Genomic DNA, 20,537 nt, shown 5'->3' with positions numbered 1-20,537 from the left:
ATACGCGTTTGACGCCTGCGGCCACCCGGCCGGAGGCGCGGCAACTCATCGGATCAGCATGCATACTCCCGTCACGCCCGGCCTCCTCATTCTGCATGGCAACCAGCTGGAACAGCTGCGCGCCGCCGTCTTCCAGTGGCTGCGCCAGCATCCGCTGGCGCCCCTGGAAACGGATATCTTCCTGGTGCAGTCGAACGGCGTGGCCGAATGGCTGAAGATCGCCCTGGCCGAGGAGATGGGGGTGTGCGCCGCCACGCGCATCGCGCTGCCGGCGCGCCTGCTGTGGGAAAGCTACCGTGGCATGCTGGGGCGCGAGCGCGTGCCGCGCGTGTCTCCGTTCGACAAATCCCCGCTGACGTGGCGTCTGATGCGATTGCTGCCGTCGCTGCTGGCCGACCCCGTGTTTGCGCCGCTGCGCTACTTCCTTGCCGACGGCGATAGCGAACGCCGGCTGCAGCTGGCCGAGCGCCTGGCCGACCTGTTCGACCAGTACCAGGTCTACCGCGCCGACTGGCTGGCCGACTGGGCCGCGGGGCGCGACCAGCTGCGCACGGCCCGCAACGAGGCCATCGCACTGAAGCAAGACCAGCGCTGGCAGGCGCAGTTGTGGCGCGCCGTGGCGGCCGACGTCGACGAATTCGAGCGCGACACGGGCCGCGCCGACATCCACGACGCCTTTCTGGCGGCGATTGCCGCCGGCGAGGCGCCGGCCGGCAAGCTGCCGCGCCGCGTGGTGCTGTTCGGCGTGTCGGCCCTGCCGTACCAGACCTTGCAGGCGCTGGCCGCGCTGGCGCGCCACACGCAAGTGGTGCTGGCCGTACCGAATCCGTGCCAGTTCTACTGGGGCGACATCATCGACGGGCGCGACTTGCTGCGCGCGCAAAACAAGCGCCAGCGCCAGCGCAATGGCCACGACCTGGCGCAGATTCCCCTCGAAGCGCTGCACGCGCACAGCCATCCGCTGCTGGCCAGCTGGGGCAGGCAGGGGCGCGATTTCATCCGCATGCTCGACGAGTTCGACGAGCATGCGGCCGCCGAAGGGCGCGACGACAGCCTGCGCATCGACCTGTTTGGCGAAGAAACGGGCGAGACTCTGCTGCAGCAGGTGCAGGTGGCCATCCGTGAACTGCGCCCGCTGGCCGAACACGAACAGACGCCGCCCGATGCGGCCGACCGCTCGATCGAATTTCACGTGGCCCACAGCGTGCAGCGCGAAGTGGAAGTGCTGCACGACCAGCTGCTGGCCATGTTTGCGCACAGCACCGTAACGGGCTTGCGTCCGCGCGACGTGGTGGTGATGGTGCCCGACATCGACACCTTCACGGCCGCCATCCACGCCGTCTTCGGCCAGTACCGGCGCAACGACGAGCGTTTCATTCCGTTCGAGATCGGCGACGTGAAGGACCGCAGCGTCAACCCGCTGCTCGTCGCGCTCGAGTGGCTGCTGCAGCTGCCGCAGCAGCGCTGCCGCCAGAGCGAAGTGCGCGACCTGCTCGACGTGCCCGCGCTGGCGGCCCGCTTTGGCCTGCAGCCGGACGACCTGGCCACCCTGGGCGCCTGGATCGAAGGGGCGGGCGTGCGCTGGGGCCTGGACCAGGCGCACCGCGCCGGCCTGGGGCTGGGCGCGGCCGGGGAACAGAATGCGTGGATCTTCGGCGTGCGGCGCATGCTGCTCGGCTATGCCAGCGGCAGTGGCGCCAGCTTTGGCGGCATCGAGCCGTATGGGGAAGTGGGCGGCCTCGATGCGGCGCTGGCGGGCTCCCTGGCGCAACTGGTCGAGGCGCTGCTGCACTGGCGCACGGTGCTGGCCGGCGCGCGCACGCCAGCCGAGTGGGGCGAGCAGGCGCGCGCGCTGCTGGCCGCTTTTTTCGACGCCGACGACGAGGGCGACCGCCTGACCCTGGCGCAGCTGGAAGGCGCCTTGCTGGGCTGGCTGGAAACCTGCGGGCATGCGGGCTTCGTCGAGCAGGTGCCGCTGTCCGTGCTGCGCGTGGCGTGGCTGGGCGCGCTGGACGAGCCCACCCTGAACCACCAGTTTGTCTCCGGCGGCGTCACGTTCTGCACGCTGATGCCGATGCGCGCCGTGCCGTTCCGCGTGGTCTGCCTGCTGGGCATGAACGATGGCGATTTTCCCCGCCGCGCGCAGAAGGCCGATTTCGACTTGCTGGCGCTGCCCGGCATGGCACGCCCGGGCGACCGCTCGCGCCGCGACGACGACCGCTACCTGATGCTCGAAGCCTTGCTGGCCGCGCGCGATAAACTGTACGTGAGCTGGGTGGGGCGCAATGTGCGCGACAATTCCGAGCAGCCGCCGTCCGTGCTGGTGTCGCAGCTGCGCGATTACCTGGCCGCCGGCTGGTCGCTGGACCGGCACCTGGCATCGCTCACCACCGAACATGCGCTGCAGCCGTTCAGCCGCCGCTATTTCGAGGCCGATGGCTTGCTGACCTACGCGCGCGAATGGCGCGTGGCGCATGCCGACGCCGATGCAGCCCATGCGGAGGCGCTGGCGCTGGGCCCCTACGAACTCGATCCCGGCACGCGCTTGAAGCTGGGCGAGCTGGCCAGCTTTCTGCGCCAGCCCGTCAAATACTTTTTCCGCCGCCGCCTCAGCGTGTATTTTGCCGATGCGGCCATGCTGGGCGAGGATGAAGAACCGTTCGGCCTCAATGCGCTCGAACGCTATCTGCTGGAAGACACGATGCTGGACGACGGCGGCGCCGTCGAAGCGCTTGAAGACGTGCGCGCCAGCCTGGAAGCGCGCGCGGGAAAACTGGCGCGCGAAGGCGTGCTGCCCATCGGCCTGATCGGCCAGCAGGTGCAGGCGCAGCTGGTCGAGGCGCTGGTGCCCGTGCGCAGTGCGTGGCTGTCCCTGCGCGCCTCGTTTCCGTACGCGGCCGACAAGCGGGCCATCAATCTGCCGTTTGGCGAGCTGCAGATCGACGACTGGCTCGACAGATTGTGCAGCAACGGGCGCGACACGGCCTGGCTGATGCAGATTTCCTCGAAGGTGACGGACAAGGGGGGGCAGGCGCGCGGCGACAAGCTGATGCTGATGTGGCTGCGCCAGCTGGCCGCCGCCGCGCTGGACTTCCCCGTCACCGGCTACCTGGTGGCGCGCGACGCCATCGTCTGCATGGCGCCGCTCGATCCGGCCGCTTCGCGCGCCGCGCTGGCCACCTTGCTGGCGCTGTGGCGCGAAGGCATGAACCATCCGTTGCCCACGGCGTGCAAGACGGGCCTGGCGCTGGTGCAGCAGGGCGACCCGCGCGCCGTCTACGATGGGGGCTTTGAAGTCTCCGGCGAACGCGACGAACTGTGCCTGGCGCGCCTGTGGCCCGAGTTTTCCGCGCTGGCCGCCGAGGAAGCGTGGCAGGACTGCACGCGCGAGCTGTATGGCCCGCTGGCCGACTGGCTGCAGCAAAACATCACCATCGACCCGATCAGCGCGCCCGATGACGGCGCCGGAGAAGAACAATGACGAGCCATCTGCTCAACCCCCTGGCGTTCCCGCTGCACGGCTCGCGTCTGATCGAAGCCTCGGCCGGCACGGGCAAGACCTGGACCATCGCCGCGCTGTACGTGCGCCTCGTGCTGGGCCACGGCGACGACGACAGCCGCTACGCGCGGCCGCTGCTGCCGGCCGATATCCTCGTGATGACGTTTACCCGCGCCGCCACGCGCGAACTGTCGAACCGTGTGCGCGAGCGCCTGATCGAGGCGGCCGCCTATTTTCGCCGCGAAGTTGGCATGGAATCGGGCGGCAGCGACCCGTTCCTCGACGCCTTGCTGGTGGCGTATCCGGACGAGAGCGAACGGCAGAAGGCCGCGCACCGGCTGATGCTGGCCGCCGAGACGATGGATGAAGCGGCCATTTTCACCATCGACGCGTGGTGCCAGCGCATGCTGCGCGAGCATGCGTTCGACAGCGGCAGCCTGTTCGACGAAGAACTGGTCAGCGATGAGCAGGCCCTGTTCGAGGATGCGGCCCACGATTACTGGCGCCAGCAGGTGTACCCGTTGCCGCCGCAGGCGCTGGACGTGCTGCTGGCCTGCTGGCCCGACGTGGGCGCGCTGAAGAAAGGCGCGCGCGAGCTGGCGCGCCGCTCGGACATCATGGCCATGGCCCAGGACGAACCGTTGTCCGCGCTGATCGCGCGCGAACAGCGGGCGCTGGCCGCGCAGCTGGCCAGCCTGAAGGCGGGCTGGGTCGAGCGCGTGGACGGCATGGCCGCGTGGATCAACGATCACCGCGCCGTCAATCCCAAGTGTTTTAACGGCGTCAAGATGAAGCCGGAGAACCTGGCGAAATGGTTCGACGGCTTGCGCCGCTGGGCGCAAGATCCGCTGTTGCTGCAGCCGGCCATCACGGCCAAGGCGTGGGAGCGCCTGACGCCGTTCGGCATCGAAGACGCGTTTGCCAAGAGTTTTACGGCGCAAGTGCCCGAGTGCTTCGAGCATACGGAAGAACTGGGGCGGGCGCTGGCCGCCATCACGCCGCTGGCGCACAAGCTGCACCTGCATGCGGCGGCGGCCATCGCGCGGCGCATGGACCAGTTGAAGCGCCAGTCGCGCCAGTTCGGTTTTGCCGACATGCTGCAGCGGCTGCACGACGCGCTGGCCGGCGAGAATGGCGCGGCCCTGCGCCAGCGCATCATCGACCAGTACCCGCTGGCCATGGTCGACGAATTCCAGGATACGGCGCCGGCCCAGTACCAGATCTTCAACCTGCTGTACCGCATTGCCGACAACGACCCGGCGCTGGGGCTGTTCCTGATCGGCGACCCGAAACAGTCGATCTACGGCTTTCGCGGCGCCGACATCCAGAGCTACCTGGCGGCGCGGCGCGCCACGGCAGGGCGCCACTACCAGCTGGGCACCAACTACCGTTCCACGGCGCCCCTGGTGGCGGCCGTCAACCAGCTGTTCCTGCATGCGGAGCGCGCCGAAGTGCCGGCCGGCGCCTTCCGCTACCGCAAGGGCGATGACAATCCGCTGCCGTTCGAAGCCGTCGATGCCAAGGGCCGCGCCGAATACCTGGTCACGAAGGATGGCGCCATGCCGGCGCTGCTGGCCGCCTGCGCCAGCGATGAAGGATTGCGCGGCGACAGCTACCGCGAGTATTTCGCGCAGCACTGCGCGGAACACATCGTCGCAATGCTGGGCGATCCGCAGGCGGGCTTCGATGGCCCGGACGGCTTCGTGCGGCTGCAGCCGGCCGACGTGGCCGTGCTGGTGCGCGACCGCAAGGAAGCGGCGGCCATCCGCCGCGCGCTGGCGCGCCGCCGGGTGGCCAGCGTCTACCTGTCCGACAAGGATTCTGTCGTCGACAGCGAAGAGGCGGCCGACGTGCTGCGCTGGCTGGCGGCGCTGGCCAATCCCCTCGACGGGGGACTGGCGCGCGCCGCGTTTGCCACGCGCACCATCGGCCTGTCGCTGGGCGAGCTGGCGCGCCTGTCCAGCGACGAGCTGGAATGGGAGCGCCGGGTCGAGCAACTGAAGGCCCTGCACCTGATCTGGCAGCGCCAGGGCGTGCTGGCCATGCTGCGCCGCTTCATCCACGAACTGCAGCTGCCGGCCATGCTGCTGCAGCAGACGGGCGGCGAGCGGCGGCTGACGAATCTGCTGCACCTGGCCGAACTGCTGCAATCGGCCAGCCGCCAGCTCGATGGCGAACAGGCGCTGATACGCTGGTTGGCCGAGCAGATCGCGGGCGAAGGCGAGGGCGGCGACGAGCGCGTGCTGCGCCTGGAAAGCGATGCGGAGCTGGTGAAAGTCATCACCGTGCACAAATCCAAGGGCCTCGAATACCCGCTCGTGTATCTGCCGTTTGCCGTCACGGCGCGCAAGGTGGACAAGCGCAACCGCAGCTTCTTCGACTATGCGGGCGAGGATGGCGAGCGCCGCCTCGATTTGTCGCTGTCCGACGAGGCGATGGCGGCAGTCGAGGAAGCGCGCATCGAGGAAGACCTGCGCCTGCTGTACGTGGCCCTGACGCGCGCGCGCCACTTCCTGTGGCTGGGCGTGGCCGCCCAAGCGGCGCGCAAGGCGGGCGAGAATACCTTGCACGAATCGGCGCTCGGCTATCTGCTGACGGGCGGCGACAAGCTGCCGGCGGAGCAATTGCTGCTGCGCTGGCAGCAGGTGGCGGGCAGCTGCGACGCCATCTACGTGGCTTCCCTGGCGCAGCCCGACGCCTGCACGGTGCTGGACCGGATCGAGCGGCGCCCTGAATTGCGCCCCGCGCCCGTGTTCGCGGGCGAATTCGAGCGCGACTGGTCGGTGGGCAGCTTTACGTCGCTGACGCGCCAGATCGGCGCCGTGGCGGCCCCGCACGTGCCGCAGCGGGCGCTGGAAGAAACCCTGCTGGAAGACGGCACGGGCGTGCCAGCGGTCTCGCCGCTGCAGACGGGCGACGCGCCCTGGCACCGCTTCCCGCGCGGCTCCGTGCCCGGCAATTTCCTGCACGAGCAGCTCGAATGGATGGGGAGCGAAGGCTTCGGCAGCGTCCACGAAGCGCACTTCGACGCGCGCCTGGCCGCGCGCTGCGAGCGGGCGGGCTGGGGCCACCGCCAGGAAGACGCCATCGCCTGGCTCAGGGAAGTCGCCGTCACGCCGCTGCCGCTGCTCGATGCGTCGCTGTCGCAGCTGGACAGCACCCTGTCCGAGATGGAGTTCTGGTTCCCCAGCGAGCACCTGTCCACGGGTGCGCTTGACCAGCTGTGCACGCGCCTGCTGCTCGACGGCGCGCCCCGTCCCGTGCTGCCGCGGCGCCAGCTGCACGGCATGCTGAAAGGCTTTGCCGACCTGGTGATCGAACAGGATGGCCGCTATTGGGTGCTCGACTACAAGTCGAATGCGCTGGGCGCCAACGACGCCGCCTACCACACGGCCGCACTGGCGGCGGGCATGGCGCAGCACCGCTACGATATCCAGGGCGCCATCTACATGCTGGCCCTGCACCGGCTGCTGAAAAGCCGCCTGGGCGACGCGTATGACCCGGCCGAACACCTGGGCGGCGCCATCTTCCTGTTCCTGCGCGGCATAGCGAATGGGGATACGCATGGCTGCTACTGGCTGGCGCCGCAGCTGGAACTGCTGGACGGCCTCGATCAACTGTTAGAAGAAACGGAACACCATGCAGCATGACGCACAGATGAACGCCTTGTTGGCCCATGTCGACGGCGTCGCCGAGGATGGCCATCTGCGCCGCCTGAGCGCCGCCTTTGCCCGCTTCATCGCCAGCCTGGACGAGCAGGCGCCGGATGCGCCCGCCGTGGCCGTCGCATGCGTGGTGCTGTCCGAGCTGGAAGGGCGTGGCCACAGCTGTTTGATGCTGGCGGACCTGGCCAGCGAACCGTCGCAGCTGCTGGGCTGGAGCGAGGAACTGTGGCATGGCGTGCTGGCCGTTTCCGGCCCGCTGCCCGACAGCGTGGATGGCTGGCGCGCGCTGCTGGCCCGCGCGCCGCAAGTGTGGCAAGTGGATGCGCCGGACGTGTGCCAGCCGCTGGTGCTCGATGGGGCGCGCCTGTATTTGCGCCGCTACTGGCGCGACGAGCGCCTGGTGGGCGGAAAAATCGCCGCCCGCGCGCAGGATCTGGGCACGCCGCCGCTGGCGCAGGTGCGGCAATGGCTCGACATCCTGTTCGACCAGCCAACCCGGGACGGCGGCCCGGACTGGCAAAAGGTGGCGTGCGCCATCGCGCTGCGGGGCAAGGTGGCCATCATCACGGGCGGGCCGGGGACGGGCAAGACGTACACGGTGGCCAGCCTGTTGACCCTGCTGTTTGCCGTCTCGCCGCAGCCGGAGCAGCTGCGCATCGCGCTGGCCGCGCCCACGGGCAAGGCGGCCGCGCGGCTGAAGCAGTCGATCGACAAGGCGCTCGAAGGGCTGGCGGCCAAGGCGGCGCGCGGCGATCAAGGCTTGCCCCTGCTGGAACTGGCGCGGCGCATGGGCGCGGCGCGCACCCTGCATAGTTTGCTGGGCGCGCGGCCCGATACGCGCGCCTTTGCCCACCACGCGGGCAATCCGCTCGAGGTCGACGTGCTGATCGTCGATGAAGCGTCGATGGTGCATCTGGAGATGATGGCGTCGGTGCTCGACGCCTTGCCGCCCAAGGCGGTCCTGATCCTCCTGGGTGACAAGGATCAACTGGCGTCCGTGGAAGCGGGCGCCGTGCTCGGCGACTTGTGCCACGATGCGCAGGCGGGCGGCTACACGGACGACACCATCGCGTATGCGCAGGCGGCCAGCGGCGTGGCCATTCCCCCCGGCTTTGCGGGAGCGTCCGGCGCGCTGGCGCAGCAGACGGTGATGCTGCGCCACAGCCACCGCTTCAGCGGCCCCATTGGCGAACTGGCGCTGGCCGTGAATGGCGGCAGGCCCGACCTGGCCAGGGCGTGCTTCGCCGGCGACAGCGGCGGCCAGCTGGCGTGGAGCGTGCCGGCGCAGCAGGAAGACGTGCTGCGCCTGGCCTTGCGCGGCCGCGCAGACGCGCCGGGCGGCTACCAGCCCTACCTGGCGCTGGTGAATGCGGGCGGGGAGGTCCATGCGCAGCACGACGACTGGGTGCGCGCCGTGCTGCACGCGTTCGAGTCGTTCCGCATCCTGTGCGCCGTGCGCGAAGGCGAGTGGGGCGTGGCGGGCCTGAACACGGCCATCGAACTGCGGCTGGAAAAGGAAGGCCTGATACGCCGCAGCGAATGGTATGTGGGCCGTCCCGTGATGGTCACGCGCAACGACTACGGCACGGGCGTATTCAATGGCGACATCGGACTGACCCTGCGCGACCCGGCGCGGCCCGGTTCCCTGCGCGTGTACTTTTTGGAAGGCGAGAACGTGCGCAGCGTGCTGGCCACGCGCTTGCGCCACGTGGAGACGGCGTTCGCCATGACGGTGCATAAATCGCAGGGCTCGGAATTCCGCCACACGGTGCTGGTGCTGCCGCAGGAAGGCGGCGCCATGCTGGCGCGCGAACTGGTCTACACGGGCATCACGCGGGCGCGCGATTTCTTCACCCTCGTCTCGCCCACGCAGGCCGTGCTGTTCGACGCGATCCTGCGCCGCACGCAGCGGGCCAGCGGCTTGCGAGGGCTGATCGGGGCCTGACCGGCTAGCGGCCCGCTTGCCGGCTGACCGTCCAGATCCACCAGATCAGCGCCGCCTGCAGGGGCAGGCGCGCCAGCAGCAAGGCTTGCTGCCAGGCGGGATCGCCCGCCGCGCGCGCATTCAGCAGCATCTGCACATTCGCCGGCAGCACGGCCAGCGACAGCGCGATCAGGCCGATGCCGGCCAGGCGCCGCGTAGCCACGGGCAGCAGGCCCATGCCGCCGGCCAGCTCGCAGGCGCCGCTGACATACACGAGCAGCAGCGGCGCAGGCAGCCACGGCGGCATGATGCCCGCATAGGCGGCGGGGAAAATGAAATGCAGCAGGCCTGCCACGCTGAAAAAGAGTGCCAGCGCACAGCGAGACAGGGGCAATCGGTGCTGCCGGTGCGGGGTGGGCATGTTGGGGCGCAATTGCTCGCTGTTCATGTAAAAGTTAAATGTCTAGCAATTTTCGCGTGTTGTCAATGGACGCCGCGGCGCTTCCCCTGTGGTTTCTTCATTGAATATTCCAAATATTTCATCCTCCTGTTCCGATTTTTGTGTAAAACTGCGAAATGTAAAATATTGACACGTGGCAATTTTCGGCAGCTCCCGCTTGCCGGCGCAAGCGCCGCGTGTCGATACCATCAACATCGAAACCAGGAGTCCATCATGTTGTCTTCCCTTCGCACGCGCTTGGTCCTCATCTGTGTCGCCATCGTCGTGCTGTCCATGCTGGCCTTGTCGGTCGCTAATTACGTCACCACGCGCAGCAGCATGCTGGCGTCCTCGGACCAGCAGATGCAGCAACTGCTGCAAAGCCAGTCGGCCGTGCTGGCGCAATGGGTCGATGGCAAGAAAAAGGTCATGGCGTCCGTCGTCATGTCGGCCGAGACGCCCGATCCGCTGCGCGCCTTCCAGATCGCGGAAAAGGCCGGCGATTTTGCGGAAGTGTTCATCGGCTACGCGGACAAGCGCTCCGTGTTTACCCATCCGGGCCGCCCGGCCGATTTCGATCCCACCGCGCGCGCCTGGTACACGGATACCGTCAAGGCGGGCGTGCCGATGCTGACGCCGCCGTATGTGGACGCGGCCAGCCACAAGCTGGTGGTGTCGTTCACGGCGCCCGTCGGGCCGAAGGAGGCGCCGAGCGGCGTGGCGGGCGCGGACGTGCTGCTCGATACGGTGATCGCCAACGTGGTGGCGATCAAGCCGACGCCGCACAGCTTTGCCTTCCTGGTCGACCAGAGCGGCACCATCATCGCCCATGCCAACAAGGACCTGAGCCTGCAGCCGGTGACGAAGCTCGATGCCGCGCTGTCGGCCGCGCAGGTCAACCGCCTGGAAAGCACGCGCACGAGCGAGGCCGTGCGCTTGAACGAGCGCGACGGCATGCTGTACGTCACGCGCGTGGCCGGTACCGACTGGCTGCTGGCCGTGGTGCTGGACCAGCAGGAAGCCATGCAGGCCTTGCAGACGATGCTGACGACGGCCACCGTCACGGCGGCGCTGCTGACCGGCTTGGCGGCGCTGCTGCTGTCGCTGCTGGTCTTTAAAATGCTCAAGCGCCTGGAACTGGTGCGCGATGCGCTCGACGATATCGCCTCGGGCGAAGGCGACCTGACGCGCCGCCTCGACGCTTCCGGCGTGGATGAACTGGCGCAGATCGCGGGCGCCTTCAACCGCTTCATCGACAAGATCGCCGCCGTGCTGGTGAAAATCCGCACGGCCAGCGAATCGGTGAAGGTGTCGTCGACGGAAATCGCCGCCGGCAACCAGGACCTGTCGTCGCGCACGGAACAGCAAGCCAGCTCGCTGGAAGAAACGGCCGCCTCGATGGAGGAGCTGACCAGCACGGTGAAACAGAACGCGGACAATGCGCGCCAGGCCAACCAGATGGCGCAATCGGCGTCCGGCGTGGCCAGCAAGGGCGGACAAGTGGTGGCGCAGGTGGTCGATACCATGGCGTCGATCAACGACTCGTCGAAGAAGATCGTCGACATCATCAGCGTCATCGACGGCATCGCCTTCCAGACGAACATCCTGGCGCTCAATGCGGCCGTGGAAGCGGCGCGCGCGGGCGAGCAGGGACGGGGCTTTGCCGTGGTGGCGACGGAAGTGCGCAGCCTGGCGCAGAGGTCGAGCCAGGCGGCCAAGGAAATCAAGCTGCTGATCGACGATTCGGTGGGCAAGGTCGATTCGGGCGCCCGCCTGGTCGACGAGGCCGGCGCGACGATGCAGGAAATCGTCGACAGCGTGCGCCGCGTTACCGACATCATGGGCGAGATCACGGCCGCCAGCGCCGAGCAAAGCTCGGGCATCGAACAGGTGAACCAGGCGATCGCGCAAATGGACCAGGTGACGCAGCAGAATGCGGCCCTGGTGGAAGAGGCCGCCGCCGCGGCGGAAAGCCTGCAGGATCAGGCCAGCACCTTGTCGCAGGTGGTGGGCGTGTTCAAGCTCGATGACGGACCAGCGCCAGCGCCGCTCAAACCGGCGGCGCGCCCCCCGGTCGTGCAGCGCATCGCCAGCCGTCCTGCCGCCCAAGCGGCGGCCCGCAGGACGGAACCGTCCGAGGAATGGGAGACTTTCTAGGCAGCGCTCAGGCGCGCCGGGGCGCCAGGGTCGGCGCCATCTGCTTTGCCACGTCGAAGAAGGCGTTGGTGGCCGGCGTGTTCTGGCGCCGGTCGCGCACGGCCAGGCCCACCTTGCGGCTGACGGGCGGGTTCAAGGGCAGGGCGACCAGTTCCGGATACTGCTCGCGCAGGCGCTGCGGCAGGGCCAGTTCGGCCACGATGGACAGGCCGTCGCCGCGGCTGACCATGTCGAGGATGGTGATGACCTGGCTGATGCGGTAGGGCACGTGCGGCTGCAAGCCCGCGTTGGCGAACAGCGGTTCGATCAGGCAGGCGCAGCCCGCCTCGGACATGATGAACGGCCCCTCGCACAGCTGCGCCAGGGTGATGGTCTTGAGCTGCGCCAGCGGGTGGCTGCGCGGCACCAGCGCCATCATCTGGTCTTCCACCAGCGGCGCCGTATCGAAACGCTCGTCGGGCAGCACGACGAAGCCGACATCGACCCTGCGCTCGCGTATCCACTGCACTACTTCATGGTCGGCCCCTTCGTCGATGCGCAGGTCGATGCCCGGATAGCGCAGGCGAAATTGCGCCGTGATGGCCGGCAGCAGGTTCAGCGACGACGTGGGACCGAAGGAGCCGATGCGCAGGGTGCCCTGGCGCTGTCCCAGCACGTCGGCCGCTTCCTGGCGCATGGCTTCCGACAGGCCGAGGATTTCGCGCGCGCGCACGAGCAGCTGGCGGCCCACGTCCGTCAGCTCGGCCGAGGCCTGGTGGCGTACGATGAGGTCCACGCCCATCTCCTTTTCCAGCGCTTTCAATGCATGCGAGACGGCCGACTGGCTGATGCCCAGCTGCGCGGCGGCGGCGGAAAAGCCGTGCAGTTCGGCCACCAGAGTAAAAATTTCCAGCTGCGTGAAGGTCATGGTGTGGTTTTGTTGAGTTATGAGTATTTGCTCATTATTTCATGAGTTGATATTAGTATTAATATATACGCATATCACCCGCCACACAAGCGGCCTTCAGGATGCACCCTAGGATATCCCATGTCTTCTTCCGCCGTACCCCAGGCCCCGCTGCTCGCCGTGCAGTCGCCGTTCGTCTACATCAAACTGATTTTCGTCGCCCTGTTCTGGGGCGGTACCTTTATTGCCGGGCGCGTGCTGGCGCAGCAGATGCCGCCCATGACGGCCGCCAGCGGACGCTTCGGCGTGGCCGTGCTGCTGCTCGTCGTGCTGGCCTGGAAGCTGGAAGGGGGCTTGCCCCGCCTGGACCGCAAGCAGCTGGCGACGACGGCCGCCTTGGGCCTGACGGGCATCTTCTTATATAACCTGTGCTTCCTGGCGGCCCTGTCGCGCATGCCGGCCGGGCGCACGGCCCTGTTCGTGGCCCTGAACCCCATCGTCACGGCGCTGGCGTCGGCCATGCTGTTCCGCGAACGGCTCGGTTCCTTCAAGTGGCTGGGCATCATGCTGGCGTTTTGCGGCACGGCCATCGTCATCACGCGCGGCGATATCGCCGGCGTGCTGCATGGCACGGGCGGCGGCATCGGCGCCGGCGAGATCTTCATGTTCTGTGGTATTTCCAGCTGGGCTGCCTACACCCTGATCGGCCGGGTGGCGCTGAAGGGCTTGTCGCCGATAGCGGCCACCACGTATGCGGCTATGTGGGGCCTGGCTTTCCTGCTGGTGGGGGCGGCCGTGGAATTTCCCACAGTGCCGTGGCACAGCTTTGGCTGGCAAGTGTGGGTCGCCATCGGCTACCTGGGCGTGTTCGGCACGGTGATCGGCTTTGTCTGGTATTACGAAGGCGTGAAGGCGCTGGGACCGTCGCGCACGGCCGTGTTCAACAACCTCGTGCCCGTGTTCGGCATCGTGCTGGCGGCGGCGCTGCTGGGCGAGCCCGTGCTCGTCTCGATGCTGGTGGGCGGCGCGGTGACGATTGCCGGCGTGGTGATGACCAACCGGCAAGCGAAATAATTATTTGGCGCGGCGGCGCTTCGATGGCTTCGCCGGCGCCTTCTTGTGCCGGCTGACGGAAGCGCGCATCACTTTCGGCTCTTCGATGCCGTTTTCGGCCGCCAGCATGCGGCGGATGTTGACGGCGTCCATAGCGCGCACGGAATTGGCGCGCGCGTTGAGCAGAATCATGGTGGCGAACTTGCCGGCCGACTTGATGCGCATGATCAGGCAGCGGCCCGCTTCATTCGTGTAGCCCGTCTTCGACAGGCCGATATCCCAGCCCTTGGCGCCCACCAGGCGGTTCGTGTTGTGGTATTCCACATCGCGGCCCTTGATCTGGATCACGTCCTTCGAATCGGTGGTGATGCGGCTGATTTCCGGGTAGCGCGAGGCGGCCACGGCCATCTTGACGAGGTCCGCTGCCGTCGACTGGTTGTTCGGAGACAAGCCCGTCGGCTCCTCGATCACGGTCTGGTGCATGCCCAGCGCCTTGATCTTGGCGTTGACGGCCACGGCAAAGGCGGTGGGGCCGCCGGGGAAGGTGCGCGCCAGCGAGGCGGCGGCGCGGTTGTCGGACGACATCAGCGCCAGTTGCAGCACGTCGTGGCGGCTCAGGGTGGCGCCCACGGGCACGCGCGAGGTGCTGTGCTTCAGGGTGTCGACGTCTTCGCGGTCGATGCTGATCTCTTCCTGCATATTCGCCTTGGAGTCGAGCACGACCATGGCCGTCATGAGTTTGGTCAGCGAGGCGATGGGCACCACCACGTTGGAATTTTTTTCAAGCAAGACTTTGCCTGTGCCGTCTTCGACCACCAGTATCGACTGGGAACCGAAGGGCACGGCGATGGCCGCTGTGGAAAGCGTCATCAGCACTGCGGCGAACATTTTTTTGAGCATGGGATTGTATGTGGGAAAGCAGTTTTGGGGCGCCATCGAGGGCGCTGCGCGCAAAATCGGGACAGGCCTGCGCGGGGACGCGGAGTGTGTCTCGGAGGCAATATTTGCCAAGCTTAAACAATACCATTAAAGATCAAGCGATGTCTACGGGATAAGGGCGCCACAGGCTGTGTTGCGGCCAATTTGGCAAATAAATGGGGCTATTCTTGCCGTAGTGAAAATTGTTACGCAATTATTGATTTCGTTATGGAAACTTCGTATTATTTCAGCAATATTGGCAGCCATGGTCCGGCAGACAGCGCGCGCGTCGTCGTTGATGCCTGCCGCTTCGTGCTTCGTCGCCCCGCGCTATGCCCCGCAACCGGGGCGCCGTAGACTGCGTTCATGCCTGAATCACAGACCACGGAGAACGCATCGTGTTAAAAAAATGTACGGACTGGTACCGCAGCATCGACGACGAATCGCTGCGCGTATTGAAACATCCCGAGATGGCGGAGCAAGTCCAGGGACGGGGACGCCGCTACGTCGCCATGAAGCTGGCCAGGCTGACGCCGATCGAGCGCCAGCAGCTGCACGATTTCCTGCTCAAGTATCGCGGCGCCGGTTTCTATATCGCCGCATTCAAGCTGATGCTGTTGTTCAGCGCTATCGGCGCCGTCCTGCACCTGCTGCTGCCGGCCAGGTTCGAATTGCTCAAGGCCATAATCTTCAGCAACGGCCTGGGTTTTGCGCTGGCGTGGGGCCTGGTGGGCGTCTGGTTCAATTACCGCAGTTCCGTGCGCTACAAGTTCAAGAAACTCTTGCTGATCGTGTCGACCTGCGCGGCCGGAGTCTCGGCCGGCGTGCTGCTGGCCGGTCTGAGCGATACCGGTTCCATGGGCATGGCCTTCGAGCGCCTGCTGCGCGTGGGCGGCGTTGCCTTGCTGGTAGCGGGCTTGTTTTACTTGGTGCCGCTGGCGATCGTGACTGCCTGGCGCAACCGGCAGTACGAAGCGCTGACTTTGCAGCTGCAGCAGGATGCCGAGCGCGACCGCCTGGCGCGCGAACTGAGCGAATCGCAGCTGCGCCTGCTGCGCGCGCAGATCGAACCGCATTTCCTGTTCAATACCCTGGGCGCCGTGCAGCAGCTGGCCGAGCAGGGAGCGCCCAGGGCCGCGGCGCTGACGTCCGACCTGATCGCCTTCCTGCGCGCCAGCCTGGCCGAGATGCGCAGTGAACAAGTGCCTTTGCAAAGCGAGTTCGACATGGTAGCCGCGTATTTGCGCGTGATGCAGGCGCGCATGGGCGCGCGCCTGTCCTTTGGTATCGACTTGCCGGCCGGGTGTGCGCACGCGATGATCCCCAGCATGATCTTGCTGACCCTGGCGGAAAATGCCATCAAGCACGGTATCGAACCGTCCCTGCGGGGCGGCCGGATCAGCGTGTCGGCGCTGCGGAGGGACGGCATGCTGTGCCTGCGCGTGCAGGATACGGGCATGGGCTTGCCGGAAGGCGGCGCTGGCAGCGGGCAGGGCGGCGGCCTGGGCCTGGAAAACGTGCGCAGCCGGCTGTTGCTGTCCGCTCCGTCCGCCAGCCTGAGCGTGCGCGACGGCGAAGAAGGCGGTGTGATCGCCGAGATATTGCTTCCCATTAAAATTGCATCCAGCCTGAAAGAACCTGCCGCATGAACACCACCATCCTGATCGCGGAAGACGAACCGCTGATGCGCGAGCGCCTGCAGACGATGCTGGCGCTGGCCTGGCCCGAGGCGCGCATCGTACTGGTGGCGGAAAACGGCAACGATGCCTGGGACGGTTTCCTCGAGCATGAACCGGATGTGGTGTTTCTCGACATCCGCATGCCTGGCCTGTCGGGCCTGGAAGTGGCCGAGCGCATCGGCAAGCGCGCCCACGTGGTGTTTGTCACGGCCTACGACCAGTATGCCGTCGACGCGTTCGACGCGGGCGCCGTCGACTATCTGTTGAAACCCGTGCAGGCCGAGCGCCTGCAGCGGGCGCTGGCCCGCCTGCGCGACAAGCTGGGCGCCCAGCCGGCCGACATGGCCCATTTGCTGCAGTCGCTGCGCGCAGCGCTGCCGGAGCCCCCGCGTGAAAAACTAAAATGGATCAAGGCCAGCGTGGGGAAGCAAATTCGTTTGATCGATGTCAATGAAGTGCTGTTTTTCCAGGCCGACACCAAGTACACGCGCGTGGTGCTGGCCGGCTCGGAAGCGCTGGTGCGCACGCCGCTGAAGGATTTGCTGGGCGGGCTCGATCCCGCACAGTTCTGGCAAATCCACCGGGGCACGATGGTCAATGTGAAGGCCATCGAGGCGGCCGAACGCATCGACGCCGAGCGCATGCAGGTGCTGCTGCGGGGCAGTACGGAAAAGCTGCCCGTCAGCCGCACGTTTACCTATTTGTTCAGGGATTGATATGATGGCAATGTTTTTAATCTGCCACCCTATGGACTTCTCATGACAATTCTACGCCGCTGGTTCGCCGCCATCCTTCTTTCCTTGCTCTCCTGCACTGCCGCCCACGGGGCGCAAAAGGAGGAAAAGGTCGTGTATCACGTCAATGACGCCAGCAATGCCACGGCTGCGCTGCGGAATATCCGCAACCACCTCGATGCCAGCCCGCAGGCCACCATCGTGCTGGTCGCCCACGGCCCCGGCATCGACTTCCTGCTCGACGGCGCCATCGACAAGCAGGGCTATCCGTATGACGTGGTGGTGCGCGAGCTGGTCAAGCGGGGCGTGAGCTTTCGCGTCTGCAATAACACCTTGCAAGGACGCAATATCGACCGCCAGCGCGTGCTGCCCGAAGCCGTCATCGTGCCGTCGGGCGTGGCCGAACTGAGCCGCCTGCAGGCGCAGGAAGGCTATGTGTACATCAAGCCCTGATGCAAACGCCGCGCCGTTGCCAGATGGCAACGGCGCGGCGCATGGGCAGGCGCTGCCTACTGGATCTTGGCGATCGACACTTCCGTCGACTTGACCAGCGCGATGACTTCGCTGCCCACTTTCAAGTCCAGGTCCTTGATCGAGCGCGACGTGATCACCGAGGTGACGATGCCGTGCGGCGTTTCCACGTCCACTTCCGACACCACGGGGCCAAAGATGATTTCCTTGATCTTGCCGCGAAACTGGTTGCGTACATTCACTTCCGAGATAGCCATGATGTTTCCTTTATGCCCGTGATACGCCGTGCGGCGCGACATGGCCAGAGTACGGCGCGCGCGGGATTTTGAACACGAATCGATGCGCATATGGTTATGCGAAAAAGAGAGCGCCAGCGGTACTGCCGGGACACGGCAAGTTTGCTTCTACTGCAATGACGCAGACGCTCCTGTTGCCATCGTCCATGGACGCTGATGTGGATGCATACATGCTGCAGTCCCAGGCCGAGGGGCCTGGGGTGTCCACCTCGCCGCATGTGAGCAGCACTTGGCAGCGCTGACTTGCCAGCTGCGCCGCACGCCGTCGGCGGTGTCAGCTGCGAGGCGTTCAGCAAAGTGTGCATGGCTGGACGATGGAGGGCGCGCCGAGGTCGTGTGTATGGTCAGCAGCCCTGTCTTCATTTGACGGCTGCGGGCGTCAGCAAGGAAGGGCGCGGCGCATAGAGGGTGGCCGACTGTGGGGTGCTGGCAATATCGATGTTCGCTTCTATTGCAGTTCTGCATTGTTCCATCACGTCTTGATAGTATTGGCTCGTTGTTGAGAAGTTTTCCGGGTGATTCATGAAGGTGATGCACATATCTGCAAGATTTCCTTTATTTAGTATCATTTCAACAATGGCCGTGCTGGCTTTGGCCAAGGTGTCTGCCGTGCCTTCGCTAACCCGCGAGGTGCTGGTTGCGGCTTCGCCCTGCGCCCGTAAATTATCCAGCTTCATCTCCAGCTCAGCGCGCTCTGCCTGCACCTGCGCCAGTGCCTTCAGGTCATTGGCGAACGCTGTAGCAGACTCGACTTTTGTTTCGGCAGCGGAACTTGTGCTCTGTTCCCCGGTTCTAAGGAAAGAGACCGCGGCAGGATCTGTGCCGTTGTTGCCTGTTATGGGGAAGTTTGTTGGCGCATTCATACTGTTCCGCTCCTCCTTGATCTTGGTTTGCAAGGCTTCTTCTTTTTTCATTGCAAGGTCCAACTCTGCTTTCGTGGTGAGGATATCGGACGCTACTTTTGTGGAAGGAGGCTGGGATGTAGCAGGGTCGGACGTCGCTGGCCTTGTCACGACTGCGCCGGTCAGTTGTTCGATTGCCAGAACGCCCAAGGTCAGATTTTGCGAACGTTCCATGAGCAGCATGATGTCTGCGCTGTTCAGCCAGTTGTTTTGCGCATATTCGCAGATACGAAACAGGTGTTCGCGCATCAGAGTGATGGTTTGTGAATGCAGCCCCACGCCAACGGCATTCGCTTTCAGGGCGTTGGAGACTGAGGCGCCATCGGGACCCGCGCTGAACGCGCCGCCGAATGAGGAAATGTATGATTGCAGGGCATCTGGTGTTGGTTCGGTGCAAGCTTTTCCATTCGCAGTGGCGTACATCACGCGTTGTGGCGAATCAAGATGGATGGCTTTGCCATTGCCAGGCAGTTCGGTGCTGCGGTGGATGGTGTGCAGGTTGGCGCAGGCCGAGAGCAACAGCAGCACCGTGCCGCCCATGAGCAGGCGCCAGGGAGCAGCGGGGATGCGGGTCGATACGGCGTGATCGGAAACGGAGGTATAGGTGGCGGGCATGATGCGGCTCCTTGAACGTTGATAGTTGCATTGATCGGCTGGCGGCAGCGCCGAATGCCGCCGCCATTGCCACCATGGTGCTAGCCTTGGCGTGCGTGCGCATCCTTCACTTGAAGGAGGCAGCACCGTTAGGAGGGGGGATGAATAACGAAGGCGCCGATCCCGTCATCGCCGCCTTTTACCGGGCGGCACTGGAGCCGGCGCAGTGGAGTGTGGCCCTGCGCGCGTTCGCGCGGCTGGCTGGCGGCGATGTGGCCTGCTGTTTCCTCAAGCCGGAAGCGGGAGCTGCGCCGTCGCGCGCCTGTGTCACCGGCCTGGACGAGCAGGCCTGGGAGCACGGCTACCGCCGTTACTATCACGCGCTCGACCCCGGTTATGCGGTGCTGATCCGGGGGCCGCTGGGGCGCATGCATCTGATGCAGGATTACTTCAGCGAACAGCTTGTGGCGCGCAGCGAGTATTTCCAGGATTTTTATTTGCGCGCGGGCGTGCGCTATTCCTGCAGCGGCGTCGTCCCCGACAATGGCGCGTTCACCATCCTGTCGGCCCACCGTGCCGCGGGCCAGGGTCTCTATGACCGGAACACGCGCAGCCAGCTGCAGCGCGTGCTCGACCATCTGCCGAATGTGTTACGTCTGCGCGATACGGCACAGCAGGCCCAGGCCCATGGCGCGCTGGCCTGGGAGGCGCTCGATACCTTGCCTCGCGCCATCCTGCTCGTCGATGCGGCGTTGCGGCTGGTTTTCATGAACCAGGCGGCGCAGCGCCTGTTGGCCGCCATGCCTCCGGCGCGCCCCCTGCTTGCCTTGCGCGGCGGCAGCGTGGACGTGCGCGCCAGCCAGTTGCAGCAGCTGCTGGCGCAGCGTGTGCGGCTAGCGTGCGCAGGACTGGCCTGCCACCGTCCCGCCCCCTTGTATGCCTGCGATGAGAATGGACGGCCGGCATTGGAAATTGGCATCCTGCCGTTGCCCGTGCGCATGGGAGTGGGCGGTACCGGCGATGATGGGGCGGCGATGGCCATGCTTTCCCTGCGGCCGCTGTTCCGCGCAGGGCGGCGGCATTGGCCTGGCACGGCCGAACGCCCATGCGGCTTGACGGGCGCCGAATGGGCGCTGGCGCTGGCGCTGGCCGACGGCGTGGAACCTGCCGAGTACGCGCAGCGCAGGGGCGTGCGCATCAGCACCGTGCGCAGCCAGATCCAGGCGATCCTGGCCAAGACGGGCACGCGCCGCAGCAGCGAGGTCGCCAGCCTGTTCAGCGCTCTGGAATGGGACGCTGGCGCTCCGCCATAAAAAAACC

General features: G+C 66.1%; 14 protein-coding genes. 9 read left to right on the top strand and 5 right to left on the bottom strand.

The features are described 5' to 3' along the window. The first annotated feature begins 58 nt into the window (after positions 1-58). The 3 genes from recC to recD are packed head-to-tail and all read left to right on the top strand — an operon-like array spanning position 59 to position 9,109. Positions 59-3,481 carry an exodeoxyribonuclease V subunit gamma gene (recC, locus tag VPH41_RS15520; protein WP_328570692.1) on the top strand — a complete coding sequence of 1,141 codons (3,423 nt, stop codon included), beginning with the start codon at positions 59-61 and terminating at the stop codon, positions 3,479-3,481. After that, entirely contained in the window at positions 3,478-7,149 is a 3,672-nt protein-coding gene (gene recB, locus VPH41_RS15515; protein WP_328570691.1) for an exodeoxyribonuclease V subunit beta, read from the top strand. The genes recC and recB overlap by 4 nt, the downstream gene beginning before the upstream one ends. Then, the gene (gene recD / locus VPH41_RS15510) at positions 7,139-9,109 is read left to right on the top strand and encodes an exodeoxyribonuclease V subunit alpha (RefSeq protein WP_328570690.1); all 1,971 of its coding nucleotides are present in this window, start codon (positions 7,139-7,141) and stop codon (positions 9,107-9,109) included. The genes recB and recD overlap by 11 nt, the downstream gene beginning before the upstream one ends. Before the next feature lie 4 nt (positions 9,110-9,113). On the opposite strand, the gene VPH41_RS15505 is transcribed toward recD, so the two are convergent. Continuing rightward, entirely contained in the window at positions 9,114-9,509 is a 396-nt protein-coding gene (locus VPH41_RS15505; protein WP_328570689.1) for a DoxX family protein, read from the bottom strand. A gap of 252 nt (positions 9,510-9,761) precedes the next feature. On the opposite strand from VPH41_RS15505, the gene VPH41_RS15500 reads away from it, so the two are divergent. Continuing rightward, positions 9,762-11,684: a methyl-accepting chemotaxis protein gene (locus tag VPH41_RS15500; RefSeq protein ID WP_328570688.1), complete on the top strand. Its 1,923-nt coding sequence runs from the start codon at positions 9,762-9,764 to the stop codon at positions 11,682-11,684. Between the two features lie 7 nt (positions 11,685-11,691). On the opposite strand, the gene VPH41_RS15495 is transcribed toward VPH41_RS15500, so the two are convergent. Further along, on the bottom strand, positions 11,692-12,591 hold the full coding sequence (locus VPH41_RS15495) for a LysR family transcriptional regulator (protein WP_152255231.1): 900 nt from the start codon (positions 12,589-12,591) through the stop codon (positions 11,692-11,694). Positions 12,592-12,711: 120 nt separating this feature from the next. Here VPH41_RS15495 and VPH41_RS15490 point away from each other — a divergent pair, with 120 nt between their 5' ends. After that, the gene (locus VPH41_RS15490; RefSeq protein ID WP_328570687.1) at positions 12,712-13,644 is read left to right on the top strand and encodes a DMT family transporter; all 933 of its coding nucleotides are present in this window, start codon (positions 12,712-12,714) and stop codon (positions 13,642-13,644) included. Here VPH41_RS15490 and VPH41_RS15485 read toward each other — a convergent pair whose 3' ends face one another. Continuing rightward, positions 13,645-14,523, bottom strand: a complete 879-nt coding sequence (locus VPH41_RS15485; RefSeq protein WP_152255233.1) for a serine hydrolase — start codon at positions 14,521-14,523, stop codon at positions 13,645-13,647. Between the two features lie 416 nt (positions 14,524-14,939). Here VPH41_RS15485 and VPH41_RS15480 point away from each other — a divergent pair, with 416 nt between their 5' ends. Genes VPH41_RS15480 through VPH41_RS15470 form a run of 3 tightly spaced genes read left to right on the top strand, consistent with a single transcriptional unit; the run spans position 14,940 to position 17,407 of the window. Beyond that, positions 14,940-16,190: a sensor histidine kinase gene (locus VPH41_RS15480; RefSeq protein WP_328570686.1), complete on the top strand. Its 1,251-nt coding sequence runs from the start codon at positions 14,940-14,942 to the stop codon at positions 16,188-16,190. After that, positions 16,187-16,936: a LytR/AlgR family response regulator transcription factor gene (locus VPH41_RS15475; protein ID WP_328570685.1), complete on the top strand. Its 750-nt coding sequence runs from the start codon at positions 16,187-16,189 to the stop codon at positions 16,934-16,936. The genes VPH41_RS15480 and VPH41_RS15475 overlap by 4 nt, the downstream gene beginning before the upstream one ends. A 42-nt stretch (positions 16,937-16,978) precedes the next feature. Beyond that, complete coding sequence (locus VPH41_RS15470; RefSeq protein ID WP_152283082.1) at positions 16,979-17,407, top strand: DsrE family protein; 429 nt, start codon at positions 16,979-16,981, stop codon at positions 17,405-17,407. 56 nt (positions 17,408-17,463) lie between these two features. On the opposite strand, the gene VPH41_RS15465 is transcribed toward VPH41_RS15470, so the two are convergent. Then, a complete protein-coding gene (locus tag VPH41_RS15465; RefSeq protein WP_034757699.1) occupies positions 17,464-17,682 on the bottom strand; it encodes a TOBE domain-containing protein in 219 nt (72 codons plus the stop codon). A gap of 398 nt (positions 17,683-18,080) precedes the next feature. Then, positions 18,081-19,238 carry a hypothetical protein gene (locus tag VPH41_RS15460; RefSeq protein ID WP_328570684.1) on the bottom strand — a complete coding sequence of 386 codons (1,158 nt, stop codon included), beginning with the start codon at positions 19,236-19,238 and terminating at the stop codon, positions 18,081-18,083. 140 nt (positions 19,239-19,378) lie between these two features. Here VPH41_RS15460 and VPH41_RS15455 point away from each other — a divergent pair, with 140 nt between their 5' ends. Continuing rightward, positions 19,379-20,530: a helix-turn-helix transcriptional regulator gene (locus tag VPH41_RS15455; RefSeq protein ID WP_328570683.1), complete on the top strand. Its 1,152-nt coding sequence runs from the start codon at positions 19,379-19,381 to the stop codon at positions 20,528-20,530. The last annotated feature ends 7 nt before the right edge of the window (positions 20,531-20,537 follow it).

The sequence above is a fragment of the Janthinobacterium sp. P210006 genome (assembly GCF_036231885.1).
Taxonomy (GTDB): Bacteria; Pseudomonadota; Gammaproteobacteria; order Burkholderiales; family Burkholderiaceae_D; genus Janthinobacterium; species Janthinobacterium violaceinigrum.
Note: the sequence above shows the minus strand (reverse complement) of the source record. Positions and strands in the feature narration are given on the sequence as shown.

Excerpts from the sequence above, each read along its gene's own strand:
- VPH41_RS15465 (WP_034757699.1), bottom strand. The coding sequence starts at position 17,682 with ATGGCTATCTCGGAAGTGAATGTACGCAACCAGTTTCGCGGCAAGATC.
- VPH41_RS15500 (WP_328570688.1), top strand. The coding sequence starts at position 9,762 with ATGTTGTCTTCCCTTCGCACGCGCTTGGTCCTCATCTGTGTCGCCATC.
- VPH41_RS15490 (WP_328570687.1), top strand. The coding sequence starts at position 12,712 with ATGTCTTCTTCCGCCGTACCCCAGGCCCCGCTGCTCGCCGTGCAGTCG.
- VPH41_RS15505 (WP_328570689.1), bottom strand. The coding sequence starts at position 9,509 with ATGCCCACCCCGCACCGGCAGCACCGATTGCCCCTGTCTCGCTGTGCG.
- recD (WP_328570690.1), top strand. The coding sequence starts at position 7,139 with ATGCAGCATGACGCACAGATGAACGCCTTGTTGGCCCATGTCGACGGC.
- recC (WP_328570692.1), top strand. The coding sequence starts at position 59 with ATGCATACTCCCGTCACGCCCGGCCTCCTCATTCTGCATGGCAACCAG.
- VPH41_RS15485 (WP_152255233.1), bottom strand. The coding sequence starts at position 14,523 with ATGCTCAAAAAAATGTTCGCCGCAGTGCTGATGACGCTTTCCACAGCG.
- VPH41_RS15455 (WP_328570683.1), top strand. The coding sequence starts at position 19,379 with ATGAATAACGAAGGCGCCGATCCCGTCATCGCCGCCTTTTACCGGGCG.
- VPH41_RS15460 (WP_328570684.1), bottom strand. The coding sequence starts at position 19,238 with ATGCCCGCCACCTATACCTCCGTTTCCGATCACGCCGTATCGACCCGC.
- recB (WP_328570691.1), top strand. The coding sequence starts at position 3,478 with ATGACGAGCCATCTGCTCAACCCCCTGGCGTTCCCGCTGCACGGCTCG.
- VPH41_RS15475 (WP_328570685.1), top strand. The coding sequence starts at position 16,187 with ATGAACACCACCATCCTGATCGCGGAAGACGAACCGCTGATGCGCGAG.
- VPH41_RS15495 (WP_152255231.1), bottom strand. The coding sequence starts at position 12,591 with ATGACCTTCACGCAGCTGGAAATTTTTACTCTGGTGGCCGAACTGCAC.
- VPH41_RS15470 (WP_152283082.1), top strand. The coding sequence starts at position 16,979 with ATGACAATTCTACGCCGCTGGTTCGCCGCCATCCTTCTTTCCTTGCTC.